The following is a 13,944-nucleotide window of genomic DNA, read 5'->3' as shown; positions in this document are numbered from 1 at the left end:
GGGCGCGAGTCGCGGCGACCAGCAGAAGGATCCTGTCTACATGTCCATCCAGCAGTCGGACGTCCTCTACACCGCCGTGGCCACCGCGGAGAACGGCCGTGACGGCCGCGTCTCCACCGGCGACGGCCGGCTCGACGTCGTGGTGAACCCGCCGAAGGAGATGGGCGGCAGCGGCGCCGGCACCAACCCGGAGCAGCTCTTCGCGGCCGGCTACAGCGCGTGCTTCCAGGGCGCCCTGGGCGTCGTCGCCCGCAACGAGAACGCCGACATCTCCGGTTCCACCGTCACCGCCGAGGTCGGCATCGGCAAGAACGACGAGGGCTTCGGCCTGATCGTGAAGATCTCGGCCGTGATCCCGAACGTGGACCAGGCCAAGGCCAAGGAGCTCATCGAGAAGGCCCACCAGGTCTGCCCGTACTCCAAGGCCACCGCCGGCAACATCACGGTCGAGCTCGCCGTCTGATCCGGTAGCCGCCCGCGTGCGAAGGCCGCCCACCCGACCGGAGGGCGGCCTTCACCGTAAGCTGGACCCATGCGTGATCTTGCGGGGGGATTCGGCTACCTGCTGGCCGGACAGAGATGGGTGTTCCGTCACGGACGGTGGCTGGGCTTCGGCCTGCTGCCGGGGCTGGCGTCGCTGGTGCTGTACGTCGGCGCGTTCGTCGCCCTCGGCTACGGAGCCGACGACCTGACGGCCTGGGCCACGCCCTTCGCCGACGACTGGACCTCGCCCTGGCAGGGCCTGTTCCGGGGCTTCCTGACCACCCTGGTCTTCGGCCTCGGCCTGTTCCTCGCGGTGATCACCTTCACCGCCGTGACCCTGCTCATCGGCCAGCCCTTCTACGAGTCGCTGTCGGAGCAGGTCGACCGCAGCGAAGGCGGCGACGTCCCGGAGTCCGGGCTGCCGCTCGTCCGGGAGCTGTGGATCTCCGCCCGGGACAGCCTGAAGGTGCTCCTGCGCGTCGCGCTGTACGGGATCCTGCTGTTCGCCCTCGGGTTCATCCCGGTGGTCGGCCAGACCGTGATCCCGGTCATCGGGTTCTGCGTGTCCGGCTTCTTCCTCGCCGAGGAGCTCACCGCCGTCGCGCTCCAGCGCCGCGGCGTGGAGCTGAAGGAACGGCTCGTCCTGCTGCGCGGGCGGCGGATGCTGGCGCTCGGCTTCGGCGTGCCGCTGGTGCTGGCCTTCCTGCTGCCGCTGGTGGCGGTGTTCCTCATGCCGGGCGCGGTGGCCGGGGCGACGCTCATGGTCCGGCACCTGCGGGGCGAGGACGAGGAGCGGGCCGGCGAGGGCGAGGGCGCGGGCGAGGACCGCACCCCGGGCCAGGACCGGCCCCAGGCCCAGACCCAGGCACAGCCCCAGGGATACGGCCAGTACCCGGGCGGACAGCCGGCGCAGAGCGCCCCGTACGGCGCCCCGTACCCGCCGCAGTACCCCGCCCAGGCCCAGCCGCAGGCCCCGTACCCGGCCGCGTACCCGGGGCAGCAGCACCCGCAGCCTCCGCAGTCCCCCCGGTACCCGGCGGGCGGTCCCGGTCCCGACCGGGGGCCGGCCGGCGGCTTCGGGACGCCGCCGAACCCATACGCCTCCTGACCCGGCGGCCTACCGCCGCAGCAGGGTGATCGCGCCCGCCGTGTCCTCACCGGCGTGCGCGGACCCGTCGGCGGCCAGGCGGCGCCGCATCAGCTCGAAGTAGGGGTTGATCAGCTCGGCGCTGACCCCCTGTTCCTCCGCGGTGCGCAGCAGCGTCCCGCTCGCGGTCACCTGCATGGCGAGGTTGGACACCACACCGGTGGTGAAGTCGCCCGAGGTCAGCCGCTCGGCCGCGTCGCCCACGAAGAAGCCCATCGCGCCCAGCCACTCCGACAGGAGCGGGGCCAGGTCCTTCGGGGCGATGTCCTCGCCCTCGATGAGCGCGAAGGCGTGCGAGATGCCGGCGAACAGCCCGTACATCCCGCTGAGCAGCGCCACGTCGTGCAGGGCGGCGTGGCCCGCGTCCTCGCCGACGTACCGGGCCGGAACCGGGACCTCCAGCACGGCCCGGTGGGTGTCGAACAGGGCCCGGGAGCCGCTGTAGAAGACGTAGCCGCCGGCCTCGGGAACGCCGATCATCACCGGGGTGGCCATGATTCCGGCGTCCACGAAGCGGGCGCCGCGGGCCTCGGCCCAGGCCGCGCGGGCCCGGCCCTCGGCCGGGGTGCCGGTGGTGAGGTTGACGATGTCCTTGCCGGTCAGGTCGGCGCCCTCCAGGGCCGAGCCGACGCTGGCGTCGTCCAGCAGGCAGACGACGACGAGGTCGTTCGCGGCCACCGCCTCGGCGGGGCCGGCGGCGACGGAGGCGCCTTCGGCGGCGAGGGCCTCGGCCTTGGCGGCGGTGCGGTTCCAGACGGTCAGGGAGTGGCCGGCGGCGAGCCAGGTGCGGGCCAGGGCGGTGCCCATGTCGCCGAGGCCGAGCAGGGTGAGGGAGCGCTGTGCAACGTTCTTGTCGGTCATGTCATTCAGACTGGTGCCGGGCCGAAAGGTCCTCAAGTACGTACTTTGGAGTGGGTGGTTACTTCAAAGTGAGTGAGCAGGCGGGGAGGGGTGTGCGATGGGTGTCGGGCGGAGGCCCGGGGCGGACCAGTGCGGTGTGGCCGCGGCGATGTCCGTGATCGACGGCAAGTGGAAGGTGTCGCTCTTGTGGGAGCTGGACCAGCGGCCGCGCCGCTTCGGCGAGCTGCGGCGGCTGGTCCCGGGGGTGTCGGAGAAGGTGCTCGCCGCCCAGCTGCGCGAGCTGGAGACGGACGGCCTGGTGCACCGCGAGGCCTACGACGAGGTCCCGCCGCGCGTGGAGTACTCCCTGACCCTGCTGGGCCACGACCTGAACGCGGCCCTGGAACCCCTGGGGAAGTGGGGGAGCAGGTACCTCCTCCCGGACGACGAGGCGGCATCCGCCTGAGCGCTCCGCCGGAAGGCCGGCCATGACACCGCGGCCGGTGGGGCCGGTCGCTCGGGCAACCGCGCCCCCACGGGGCGCGGTACCCGCTCAGCGGGCCGGGCGGGGCTCCACCCACAGGGCCTCGCCGACGGCGCACAGCTCGCCCTCGGCCGTCGCCAGCGCCGTGCCCGCGCGGTACTTGCGGCCCTCGCCGCCGAGCAGCCAGGAGTACGACACCAGGCCCGTGCCGGCCGGGACCGGCCGCAGCAGCTGCCCGGTCAGGGCGGCCGTGACCGCGCCGGCCCGCCGGTCGTCGAGGAGGCGGCCCACCGCGTTGCCCGGGCAGTCCAGCGAGCCCCACACCAGCTCGGCCGGCAGCAGCCCGTCGGCGTCGGCGAGCGCGGGCCCCGGGGTCCAGGCGGTGGCGACCAGGGCCGTGCCGGGCACCCGGCCGCAGTGCAGGCGCAGGCCGGTGTCCGGGGTGCGGTTCAGGCCGCAGCCGAAGCAGTCGACCGACCCGTCCGGCGGGGCCGCCCGGTAGGCCTCGGCGGCGGCCAGGGCCTGCTCCCAGGACGGGGCCGCCGGGACCTCGACCGTCGGCTCGGCCGGGCTGGCCGCGGCCAGCAGGTCCGTGCCGTCGGTCAGTTCGGCTCCGCCGCCGGCGGTCGGGACGAGCCGGACCGGGGCGTCGGTGGGGACGGGCCGGCGGAAGTCCACCCGTACGGTCTTCGCGGCCGCGTGCGCGGCCAGCACTCCGGCGACGTACCCGCCGAAGGCGACTCCGGGGTATCCGCAGAGGAGGCCCGGAACCGTGATCGTCTCGAAGTCGGTCATGGGCGACACCTCATCACACGCGCCGGCCCGGGCGGCAGAGCGGCAACCTTTGCCGCAGCGCGTTCGTCCTCCATTCTTGGACGGACGCGTACACGGACGCGTGCAGGGTTTCGGAGGTGGCGGGATGGCTCAGCAGCCGTGGGGGCAGCAGTACCCGGTCCATCCGCCTGCGTCCCCGTTCGGTGCGCTGCCCGCGCAGCCGGGGCAGGCCTGGCCGTCCGCGCAGGTCCCGGCGTCCGCGATGCGGGCCTCGCACACCGACCGCGACCGCACGGTGGACGTCCTCAAGGCCGCGTACGCGGAGGGCCGGCTCTCCCGCGAGGAGTACGGGCAGCGCTTCGACGCGGCCTCGCAGGCGCAGACGTACGGCCAGCTCGCGCAGCTGGTGGCCGATCTGCCGGCCGGGCCGATGGCGGTCCCCTACGGCGCCGCGGTGACGGCGGGGCCGGCCTTCGCAGGGCACGCGGCACCGGTCGCCATGCCCATGCCCATGGCCATGCCGGGGCCGATGCCCGTGCCGGTGCGGCGGGTCAACGGGATGGCGATCGCATCACTCGTTCTGGGTGTGCTGTGTCTGCCGACCCTCGGCATGGCCGCTCCCGGCGCCGTGATCACCGGCCACATCGCCAAGGCGCAGATCCGCGCTCGCGGCGAGGAGGGTGACACCCCGGCGACGCTCGGCCTGGCGCTCGGCTGGCTGGCGATGGGCGGCTGGACCCTCCTCTTCGTGCTGGCGGGCTTCGGCGCGCTCGGCTGAGCCAACCAAGCGGAACCATCGCCCTCCGCGCTCGCCGCCTGCCCGGGGGCACCGGACCGGCGGGCCCGGACGTCCGGCCGAGACGTGCTGCCCGACGACCCCGGTGCGTGTCGGCCTCCTGACCGGTGGCCGCCCCGCCCGGAGCAGGGCGAGGCCGTCGCCCGTGGGAGTACCGCCCGCGGGTGCCGACGGCCCCCTGAACAGCCCGACCGCCCGACCGCCCGACCGCCCGACCGCCCGACCGCCTGACCGCCTGACCGGCGCGCCGGAGTCCTGGAGCCCCGGAGGGCCGGTCAGGCGGTGATCTCGGCCGTCACCACCATCGGCGTGCGGTCGTCCGCCTCGGCGAGCAGGGCGCCGTCGGGGGCCCAGACCGCGGACCGTCCGCAGCCGGTCCACGGGCCGGCCGGGCCGACGTGGTTGGCGAGGACCACGTACAGGCCGTGCTCCTTCGCCAGCCCGGGGTGGACCGCGGCCCGTTCCTCGATCCCGCCGTCCGTCCCGTACAGGGAGGAGGCGAGGTGGACGCGGCAGCCGGCCGCCGCCGCGCGCCCGGCGAGCTCGGGGAAGTGGTTGTCGAAGCAGATGCCGAGTGAGAAGCGGATGCCGCCGAGCTCGAAGTGCCCGTCGCGGCCGCCCGGCGTGAAGGCGTCCTGTTCCTGCCGGTACAGGTGCTGCTTGGCGTACATGGTGACGTGCCCGCCGTCCGCCCCGTAGACCAGCGTCGCGATGGCGGGCCGCGGGCCGCCGGTGCGCAGCGCGACGTTGACGGCGACGGCGGTGCCGGCGGACCGGAGCGGGTCGAGCCGGGGGTCGTCCGGGCCGGCGATCCACAGGCCCGGGTCGGCGGCCAGGGCGGCCGGCTCGTAGCCGGTGAGCGTGAGCTCGGGGAACACCACGAGCCCGGCGCCCGTGTCCCGGGCCTCGGCGGCGAGGGCCGCGGCCCGTGCGGTGTTGCCCGGGACGTCGGCGGGTATGCAGGTCAGCTGCGCTGCGGCGATTTTCATGCGCCCAGGATGCCGGACCGCGTCCGGCGGGTGGCCGGAAAACATCCCTGGAGCCGACCCGGAACGGGGGCGGCGGCGGGGCCGGGGTCGGAAGCGGCGTCAGCGCGGCGGCTCGGCGGCGGTCACCTGGCGGTGCGCCAGCTCGGCGAGCCGCGCCTGCCCGTCCTTGCCCGGGTGGAACCAGTCCCAGTGGCTCAACTGGTCGGCGGCGAAGGGGTACTGGAACACCGCGCCGCCGTCGTAGCGGCACAGCGCGTCCTTCGCGCAGACCTCGCGGAGCACCTCGTTGTACTCGACCACCCGCGCCCGCACCTGCTCGCGCCGGGTCGTCGCCGTCGCCGCGGACGACAGCGGATCCGCGAGCATCGACTGGCAGATGCCCAGCTTCCACACCTGGCGCACCATCGGGCTGTCCTTGCCCTGCTGCCACAGCCGCTGCAGGTCGGGCACGCTGGAGACGTACACCTGGGAGGCGGGCGAGGCCGCCCGCAGCGCGCCGAGGGCCTTCTCGAAGCCCGTCCGGAACTCCGCCACGGGGGTCATCGACGCGGTCGACGGGCGGCACGCGTCGTTCGACCCGACCATCACCGTGACCAGGTCGGGCTTGTGCCCGGAGGCCGAGGCCAGCTGTCCTTCCAGGTCCGCCATCCGTGAGCCGGTGGCCGCGTAGTTCCAACTGCGCGCCGCCACCTGCGCGTCGCCGAGCAGTCGGGCGGCCAGCGAGTGGACCGCCGGATCGCTCCCGGTGGCCCACGAGACCTCGGGGCAGTCGGCCAGGACCGAACAGGCGTCGAAACCACGGGTGATGGAGTCGCCGACGGCGGCGATCGACGCGGGCGCGGTGTTCCAGCGCGGCCCGGCCTGCGCGCCGCGCTCCCCTTCCTCGGGTGCGGCGGACGCCTGACACCCGGTCAGCGCCCCGGCCAGCAGGGCCATGGCCGCGCCCGCGCCCGCGCGTGTGCGTCGCGTGCGGTGTCCGGGAACGGTGGTGCGCATCGGGTGGTCCCCTCCTCGTCGCCCCGCGTCCTCGCGGGGGCGTCCTGCTGAGTGAAAGCTCTGGGTTTGGCGGCCTCGGACCGACCGTACGACACACCATGACCCCTGCCGCACGGTAGCTTTTTCCCCGTGGCGTTTCGGCCGCAGGTCCCGCAGCGCGATGTCAAATTATTTCCGTTACATTACATCACGTCACATTCTGTCCGTTTTCTGGAGTTTATTCCCGACCTCGTCCCACACTGGAGGTCCCGGTGACGACACGTGGAGTTCTGTACGTGCATTCCGCACCGCGCGCGCTCTGCCCGCACGTGGAATGGGCTGTTGCGGGCGTGCTCGGGGTGCGGGTGAACCTCGACTGGATCCGGCAGCCCGCCTCTCCGGGCACCTGGAGAGCCGAGTTCTCCTGGCAGGCCGAGGCGGGCACCGCGTCGAAACTCGCCTCCGCGCTGCGCGGCTGGCACCTGCTGCGCTTCGAGGTGACCGCGGAACCCTGCGCCACCGCCGAGGGCGAGCGCTACAGCTCGACACCGGACCTCGGCATCTTCCACGCCGTCACCGGCCTGCACGGCGACATCCTGATCCCCGAGGACCGGCTGCGCGCCGCCCTCGCCCGCTCCGCACGCGGCGAGACCGACCTGGAAGCGGAGATCTCCCGACTGCTCGGCAAGCCCTGGGACGACGAACTGGAGCCCTTCCGCTACGCCGGCGAGGGCGCCCCCGTGCGCTGGCTCCACCAGGTGGTCTAGCCGCCGCGCAGCCGGGGCCGCCCGACCGGGCGCGGGGGAACGCGAAGAGGCCCACCCGGGGAATCCCGGGTGGGCCTCATGCGCACGGGGCGCGGCGTCGGCGGCTGCGGCGCGGCTGCGGCGCGGCGAACGCCCGCCTCCTCGGCCTCAGACGCTGCGGAACCCCAGCGTGACGTTGTGGCCGCCGAAGCCGAACGAGTTGTTGATCGCGGCGATCGGGCCCTCGGCGGGCAGCTTGCGGGGCTCGCCGCGGACGATGTCCGCGGTGATGTCCTCGTCCAGCTCGTCGATGTTGATGGTCGGCGGGGCCAGCCGGTGGTAGAGGGCCAGCACGGTCGCGACGGTCTCGATACCGCCGGCGCCGCCCAGCAGGTGGCCGGTCATCGACTTGGTCGCGGAGATCGCGACGTGGTCGAGGTCGTCGCCCAGGACCTTGCGCAGGGCCTTCACCTCGGCCGTGTCACCCTGCGGGGTCGACGTGGCGTGCGCGTTCACGTGGACCAGCTCGGCCGGGTTCAGGCCCGTGTTGTCGAGCAGGTTCTGCACGGCGGCGGCGACACCGCGGCCGGTCGGCTCCGGCTGCGCGATGTGGTGGCTGTCCGCGGACAGGCCCTGGCCCAGCACCTCGCAGTAGACGCGGGCACCGCGCGCGGCGGCGTGCTCCGCGGACTCCAGCACCACGACGCCCGCGCCCTCGCCGAGGACGAAGCCGTCACGGCCCTTGTCGTACGGGCGTGAGGCCGACTCGGGGTTCTCGTTGTTCTTGGACATCGCCATCATGTTGGCGAACGCGGCGATCGGCAGCGGGTGGATGGCCGCCTCGGTGCCGCCCGCGACGACCACGTCGGCGCGGCCGGTGCGGATCATCTCGACGGCGTAGCCGATGGCCTCGGCGCCGGAGGCGCAGGCGCTGACCGGGGTGTGCACGCCCGCCTGGGCGTTGACCTCCAGGCCGACGTTGGCCGACGGGCCGTTCGGCATCAGCATGGGGACGGTGTGCGGGGAAACCCGGCGCACACCCTTTTCCTTCAGTACGTCGTACTGGTCGAGCAGAGTGGTGACACCGCCGATACCGGAGGCGATCACGGTGCCCAGGCGCTCCGGCGCGACGGACGCGTCCTCGCCCGCCGGGGCCTTGTAGCCGGCGTCGGCCCAGGCCTCGCGGGCCGCGATGACGGCGAACTGGGCCGAGCGGTCCAGCTTGCGCGCCAGGGGCTTCGGGAGGACCTCGCTCGGGTCGACGGCGACCGGGGCGGCAATGCGGACCGGGAGTTCGGCGAAGCGCTCGCCCTCCAGGGGCTTGACACCGGACCGGCCGGCGAGCAGACCTTCCCAGGTCGAAGCGCTGTCGCCACCCAGCGGAGTGGTTGCGCCGATACCGGTGACGACCACGGTGCGATTGGTCGGGCTCACAGGAATTCTTTCTCCACGTCTCAGGGGGTGCTGAATTGTCACGGCGCCACCGCCGGGTGGCGACAAACGCTCGTCAGGCTCAGGCCTGGTGCTTCAGGATGTAGTCGGCAGCGTCACCGACGGTGCGGAGGCCCTTGACGTCCTCGTCCGGGATCTTGACGTCGAAGCGCTCTTCGGCGGCGACGACGACCTCGACCATGGACAGGGAGTCGACGTCCAGGTCGTCGGTGAACGACTTGTCGGCCTCGACGTCCTCGACCGGGATACCGGCGATCTCGTTGACGATCTCCGCCAGACCCTCGATGATCTCTTCCTGCGTGGCGGCCATGTGGCGCTCCTTCTGTAGCTGACTGCGGTGGAACAGGACCGGATGTGGTTCCGGGCCCTAGGGGAGGGTAACGACCGTCGCGGCGTAGACGAGCCCCGCCCCGAAGCCGATGACGAGCGCGGTGTCGCCGCTCTTCGCCGCTCCGGTCGCCAGGAGCCGCTCCATTGCGAGCGGGATCGAGGCGGCCGAGGTGTTGCCGGTGGTTTCCACGTCACGGGCGACCGTGACGTGCTCCGGCAGTTTGAGGGTCTTCACCATCGAGTCGATGATCCGCATGTTGGCCTGGTGCGGAATGAAGACGTCCAGGTCGTCCGCGGTGATCCCGGCGGCGTCGAGCGCCTGCTGGGCCACCTTGGCCATCTCGAAGACGGCCCAGCGGAACACCGCCTGGCCCTCCTGCGTGATGGCCGGGAACTTCTCGCCGGCGTCCTTGCCGAGGTACTCGTCCCACGGAACGGTCTGCTTGATCGTCCCGGACTTGTCGCCCTCCGAGCCCCACACCGTGGGGCCTATGGCCGGCACGTCCGAGGGGCCGACGACCACGGCGCCGGCGCCGTCGCCGAACAGGAAGGCCGTCGCGCGGTCCTCCAGGTCGGTCAGGTCCGACAGCCGCTCCACGCCGATGACGAGCACGTACCGGGCCGAGCCCTCGATGACGAGGCCCTTGGCGAGGGTCAGGCCGTAGCCGAAGCCGGCGCAGCCCGCGGAGATGTCGAACGCGGCCGGCTTGACCGCGCCGATCCGGTGCGCGATCTCGGTCGCGACCGCCGGGGTCTGCCGGAAGTGGGAGACCGTCGAGACGATCACGGCGCCGATCTGCTCGGGGGAGACCCCGGCATCGGCCAGCGCCTTGCCGGAGGCCTCCACCGACATCGCGGCGACGGTCTCCTCGGCCGAGGCCCAGTGCCGGCTCGCGATGCCCGAGCGGGAGCGGATCCACTCGTCGGAGGAGTCGATCTTCTCCAGGATGACGTCGTTGGGGACCACCCGGGTCGGGCGGTAGCCGCCGACGCCGAGGATGCGGGCGTACGGGGAGCCCTGGGCAGGCTTGATCTTCGACATGCTGTGTGGGCTCCTTCTCTCAGGCCGCGTGCTCGGCGACGAGCGCCGCGGCCTTGTCGAGATCGTCCGGGGTCTTCAGGGCCACGTTCGGCACGCCCTTGAGGGCGCGCTTGGCCAGACCCGTCAGGGTGCCGCCCGGGCTGAGCTCGACGAGCCCGGTGACGCCGAGGTCGGCGAACGTCTCCATGCACAGGTCCCAGCGGACCGGGTTCGCGACCTGGCCCACCAGGCGGGCGACGACGTCGGCGCCCGAGGTGACGACCTGGCCGTCCTTGTTCGAGACGTACTTCAGCTCCGGGTCGGCCGGCGCGAGGGCCTTGGCGGCCCCGTCCAGCGTCGCGACCGCGGGAGCCATGTGGTGCGTGTGGAAGGCGCCCGCGACCTGCAGCGCAACGACCTTCATGGCGCCCTCGGGCTTCTCGGCGACCAGGGCCTCGATCTGCTCCTTGGTGCCCGCCGCCACGATCTGCCCCGCGCCGTTGATGTTGGCGGGGGTCAGACCCAGCTTCTCCAGGTGCGCGACGACCACGTCGCGGTCACCGCCCAGCACCGCGGCCATGCCGGTCTCGGTGACGGCGGCGGCCTCGGCCATCGCCAGCCCCCGGGTCCGCACAAAGGACAGCGCGTCGGCGTCGGAGAGCACACCCGCGTACGCGGCGGCGGTGATCTCGCCGACACTGTGGCCCGCGACGGCACCGAAGGCCGTACGGGAGCCCAGCTCCGAAGCGGCGAGCAGGCCCGCGGCGACCAGCAGCGGCTGGGCCACGGCCGTGTCGCGGATCTCGTCCGCGTCCGCCTTCGTGCCGTAGTGGGCAAGGTCGAGCCCGATGGCGTCCGACCATGCCGCGACGCGGTCAGCGGCGCCGGGCAGTTCGAGCCAGGGGGTCAGGAAGCCGGGCGTCTGTGCGCCTTGGCCGGGAGCGACGAGTACGAGCACCCTCACACTCTCTCTTGTCGAGGGTCCCAGCCGCCCGTGGGGACAGGGACCAAGAACCGTCAGGGTAATTGTTGAAGTCCGACAAAAGTCTAGGACTGCTGATCGTTGTCAGCCAGACGCCCGAGGATCAGCGCGATCCGCAGCGTAAACGCCGAGCGGACATCAGAAGGCGACCAGCCGGTGACGTCGGTCACACGTCGGAGCCGGTAGCGCACCGTGTTCGGGTGCACGAACAGCATCCGCGCCGCCCCCTCCAGACTGCTCGCCTGCTCCAGGTAGACACTCAGCGTCTCCAGCAGCGCCGACCCCGCTTCCTCCAGCGGTCTGTAGATCTCCTCCACCAGCTGCTCCCGCGCGGAGGGATCCGAGGCGATCGCGCGCTCCGGCAGGAGATCGTCCGCGAGCACCGGCCGCGGGGCGTCCTGCCAGGCCGAACAGGCCTTCAGACCGGCCGCCGCCGCCTGCGCGGACTTCGTCGCGTTCAGCAGGTCCGCGACCACCGGGCCCGCGACCACCGGGCCCGCCGCGAACGGCCCGATCAGCGACTTCGCCACCTGCAGCGGGTTGTCGCTGCCGCCCGCGATCACCACCAGGCGGTCGCCGAGCACACCCGTCAGCACCTGCAGCTTGTGGTGCCGGGCCGCCCGCCGGATCGCCTCGACCGTCAGCTCGCTGTCGCCCTCCGGCGCGGTGCCGAGCACCACGCACACGTGCTCCGGCGAGTTCCAGCCCAGGGCCGCGGCCCGCGACAGCGCGCCCTCGTCGGCCTCCCCGGACAGCACCGCGTTCACCACCAGGGACTCCAGCCGGGCGTCCCACGCCCCGCGCGCCTCGGCGGCCTGCGCGTACACCTGGGCCGTCGCGAACGCGATCTCCCGGGCGTACACCAGCAGCGCCTCCCGCAGGATCGACTCGTCGCCCGGGGCCGCCACCTCCTCGATCGCGGCCTCCATGACCTCGATCGTGGTGCGGACCATCTCGACGGTCTGGCGCAGCGTGATCGCCCGGGTCAGCTCGCGCGGAGCCGTCCCGAACACGTCGGTGGAGATCGCCTGCGGGGTCTCCGGGTGCCGGAACCACTCGGTGAACGCGGCGATGCCGGCCTGGGCGACCAGGCCGATCCAGGACCGGTTCTCCGGGGGCATCGCCCGGTACCACGGCAGGGTCTCGTCCATGCGCGCGATCGCGTTCGCGGCGAGCCGGCCGGAGGACTTCTCCAGCCGGCGCAGCGTCGCGGCATGCGGATGGGCGGCAGCGGGATGCGCGGGGGAATGCTCACGTTCGGGTTGGGGCACGGGACAAGACTGCCTTATCGGGACGGCAGCGCGGAGTGCGGCCTCACACCCAAGGTCTACCGTGGGCCCATGATTGATGTACGCCGCGGTGCCGACCGGTACCCGGGCGGGGACCCCGACGCGGGGATCACCACCCGGCACGCCTTCTCCTTCGGCAGCTTCTACGACCCGGACAACCTGCGCTTCGGCCCGATCCTGGCCTGCAACGAGGAGGCCCTCGCCCCGGGCGCCGGCTTCGACGAGCACCCCCACAGCCACACCGAGATCGTCACCTGGGTGATCGAGGGTGAGCTGACGCACAGGGGCAGCACCGGCGAGGAGGCCGTGCTCCGCCACGGCGACGTGCAGCACCTCGGCGCCGGATCCGGCGCCCGGCACATCGAGCGCAACGACGGCGCCGAGCCGCTGCGCTTCGTGCAGACCTGGCTCGCGCCGCTGGCCCCCGGCGGGGAGCCCGCGTACCGGCTGGTCCGCGGCCTCTCCGACGACACCCCGTACGAGGTCCCCGCGGCCGGCGCCGTCCTGCACGTGCGGCGGCCGGGCGCGGGCGAGCACGTCGCCGTCCCCGCCGCGGAGCGGGTCTACCTGCACGTGGTGCGCGGCGACCTGCGGCTGGACGGGGTGGAGCTCGGGCCCGGGGACTCGGCCCGGATCACCGGAGAGCAGGGCCTGGAGGTCGTCGCGGGATCCCCCGGGGAGCTGCTGATCTGGGAGCTTCCGTAGTCCTGCGGCAGTCCTGAGGCGATCCCGCGGCAGGACTGCGGCAGTCCTGCGGCAGAACCACGGCCGTCCTGCGGCCCGCTCAGCGGTGGAGCGGGCCGGAGAGCTCGGCGAGGACCCCGTCCGTGAAGGGCGGCCAGGCCTCCACGGCCCACGGGCCGAAGGCGCGGTCCGTCAGCACCACGCACGCGGCGCGCACGGCGGGGTCCACCCACAGGAAGGTGCCGGCCTGGCCGAAGTGGCCGAAGGTGCCCGGGGAGGAGGAGGCGCCCGTCCAGTGCGGGCTCTTGGCGCCGCGGATCTCCACGCCGAGCCCGAAGTCGTTCGGGGACTGGTGCCCGTACCCGGGGAGCACGCCCTTGAGGCCCGGGTGGGCCACGGTGGTGGCCTCCGCGACCGTGCGCGGGTCGAGCAGGCGGGGGGCCTGCAGCTCGGCGGCGAAGCGGACCAGGTCCGACACGGTGGAGACGCCGTCCTTGGCGGGCGAGCCGTCCAGGGTGGTCGAGGCCATGCCGAGCGGCTCGAACACCGCCTGGTGCACGTACTCGGCGAAGGGGATGCCGGTGGCCTTGGCGATGTGGTCGCCGAGCACCTCGAAGCCGGCGTTCGAGTACAGCCGGCGCGTCCCGGGCGGGGCCATGACCCGGTGCTCGTCGAAGGCCAGGCCGCTGGTGTGCGCCAGCAGGTGACGCACCGTCGCGCCCTCGGGGCCCGCGGGCTCGTCCAGCTCGACGGCGCCCTCCTCGTACGCGACGAGCGCGGCGTACGCCGCGAGCGGCTTGGTCACCGAAGCCAGTGCGAACCGGTGGCCGACGGGGCCGTGGGAGCCCGCCAGGCTCCCGTCCGCCCGGACGACGGCCGCCGCGGCGGTCGGCACCGGCCAGTCGTCGATGGTCCGCAGGCTGTCCAGGGTCTCCACGCTCTCCATGCCGCC

At 73.3% G+C, this 13,944-nt stretch carries 15 protein-coding genes and 1 pseudogene; 6 read left to right on the top strand and 10 right to left on the bottom strand.

Translation table 11 applies throughout. The features are described from left to right. Positions 1-40: 40 nt before the first annotated feature. Together ACIQUT_RS06895 and ACIQUT_RS06890 are read left to right on the top strand one after the other, a co-directional pair. Positions 41-463, top strand: coding sequence for an organic hydroperoxide resistance protein (locus ACIQUT_RS06895; RefSeq protein ID WP_360622436.1), 423 nt, complete (start codon positions 41-43; stop codon positions 461-463). Positions 464-532: 69 nt separating this feature from the next. Continuing rightward, a pseudogene (locus tag ACIQUT_RS06890) lies at positions 533-1,258 on the top strand (EI24 domain-containing protein); the annotation flags it as partial. A 342-nt stretch (positions 1,259-1,600) separates the two neighbouring features. On the opposite strand, the gene ACIQUT_RS06885 reads toward ACIQUT_RS06890, so the two are convergent. After that, complete coding sequence (locus tag ACIQUT_RS06885; protein ID WP_403560212.1) at positions 1,601-2,491, bottom strand: NAD(P)-dependent oxidoreductase; 891 nt, start codon at positions 2,489-2,491, stop codon at positions 1,601-1,603. A gap of 97 nt (positions 2,492-2,588) precedes the next feature. Here ACIQUT_RS06885 and ACIQUT_RS06880 point away from each other — a divergent pair, with 97 nt between their 5' ends. Continuing rightward, complete coding sequence (locus tag ACIQUT_RS06880; protein ID WP_403560210.1) at positions 2,589-2,936, top strand: winged helix-turn-helix transcriptional regulator; 348 nt, start codon at positions 2,589-2,591, stop codon at positions 2,934-2,936. An 87-nt stretch (positions 2,937-3,023) separates the two neighbouring features. Here the strand turns inward: ACIQUT_RS06880 and ACIQUT_RS06875 are convergent, their stop codons facing one another. Then, positions 3,024-3,749, bottom strand: a complete 726-nt coding sequence (locus ACIQUT_RS06875; RefSeq protein WP_403560208.1) for a hypothetical protein — start codon at positions 3,747-3,749, stop codon at positions 3,024-3,026. Between the two features lie 124 nt (positions 3,750-3,873). Here ACIQUT_RS06875 and ACIQUT_RS06870 point away from each other — a divergent pair, with 124 nt between their 5' ends. Then, the gene (locus tag ACIQUT_RS06870; protein WP_403560206.1) at positions 3,874-4,506 is read left to right on the top strand and encodes a DUF1707 and DUF4190 domain-containing protein; all 633 of its coding nucleotides are present in this window, start codon (positions 3,874-3,876) and stop codon (positions 4,504-4,506) included. 293 nt (positions 4,507-4,799) lie between these two features. Here the strand turns inward: ACIQUT_RS06870 and ACIQUT_RS06865 are convergent, their stop codons facing one another. Next, positions 4,800-5,513, bottom strand: coding sequence for a carbon-nitrogen hydrolase family protein (locus ACIQUT_RS06865; protein WP_403560204.1), 714 nt, complete (start codon positions 5,511-5,513; stop codon positions 4,800-4,802). A 99-nt stretch (positions 5,514-5,612) separates the two neighbouring features. Continuing rightward, positions 5,613-6,509, bottom strand: a complete 897-nt coding sequence (locus ACIQUT_RS06860) for an SGNH/GDSL hydrolase family protein (RefSeq protein WP_403560202.1) — start codon at positions 6,507-6,509, stop codon at positions 5,613-5,615. Positions 6,510-6,760: 251 nt separating this feature from the next. Here ACIQUT_RS06860 and ACIQUT_RS06855 point away from each other — a divergent pair, with 251 nt between their 5' ends. Beyond that, a complete protein-coding gene (locus ACIQUT_RS06855; protein WP_403560200.1) occupies positions 6,761-7,255 on the top strand; it encodes a DUF3145 domain-containing protein in 495 nt (164 codons plus the stop codon). 147 nt (positions 7,256-7,402) lie between these two features. Here the strand turns inward: ACIQUT_RS06855 and fabF are convergent, their stop codons facing one another. The 5 genes from fabF to ACIQUT_RS06830 form a co-directional block, all read right to left on the bottom strand. After that, positions 7,403-8,668: a beta-ketoacyl-ACP synthase II gene (gene fabF, locus ACIQUT_RS06850; RefSeq protein ID WP_403560198.1), complete on the bottom strand. Its 1,266-nt coding sequence runs from the start codon at positions 8,666-8,668 to the stop codon at positions 7,403-7,405. Positions 8,669-8,747: 79 nt separating this feature from the next. Beyond that, entirely contained in the window at positions 8,748-8,996 is a 249-nt protein-coding gene (locus ACIQUT_RS06845) for an acyl carrier protein (protein ID WP_179172485.1), read from the bottom strand. A 57-nt stretch (positions 8,997-9,053) separates the two neighbouring features. After that, on the bottom strand, positions 9,054-10,058 hold the full coding sequence (locus ACIQUT_RS06840) for a ketoacyl-ACP synthase III (protein ID WP_403560196.1): 1,005 nt from the start codon (positions 10,056-10,058) through the stop codon (positions 9,054-9,056). Between the two features lie 19 nt (positions 10,059-10,077). After that, positions 10,078-10,995 (bottom strand): ACP S-malonyltransferase, encoded by a 918-nt coding sequence (locus tag ACIQUT_RS06835; protein ID WP_403560194.1) that lies wholly within the window; start codon positions 10,993-10,995, stop codon positions 10,078-10,080. 89 nt (positions 10,996-11,084) lie between these two features. Continuing rightward, a complete protein-coding gene (locus ACIQUT_RS06830) occupies positions 11,085-12,290 on the bottom strand; it encodes a PucR family transcriptional regulator (RefSeq protein WP_403560192.1) in 1,206 nt (401 codons plus the stop codon). Between the two features lie 69 nt (positions 12,291-12,359). Between ACIQUT_RS06830 and ACIQUT_RS06825 the strand changes: the two genes are divergently transcribed. Beyond that, complete coding sequence (locus ACIQUT_RS06825; RefSeq protein ID WP_403560190.1) at positions 12,360-13,013, top strand: pirin family protein; 654 nt, start codon at positions 12,360-12,362, stop codon at positions 13,011-13,013. Positions 13,014-13,092: 79 nt separating this feature from the next. Here the strand turns inward: ACIQUT_RS06825 and ACIQUT_RS06820 are convergent, their stop codons facing one another. Beyond that, positions 13,093-13,920, bottom strand: coding sequence for a serine hydrolase domain-containing protein (locus ACIQUT_RS06820; RefSeq protein WP_403560621.1), 828 nt, complete (start codon positions 13,918-13,920; stop codon positions 13,093-13,095). Positions 13,921-13,944 lie beyond the last annotated feature (24 nt).

The organism is Streptomyces sp. NPDC090445 (genome assembly GCF_044769385.1).
Lineage (GTDB): Bacteria > Actinomycetota > Actinomycetes > Streptomycetales > Streptomycetaceae > Streptomyces.
Note: the sequence above shows the minus strand (reverse complement) of the source record. Positions and strands in the feature narration are given on the sequence as shown.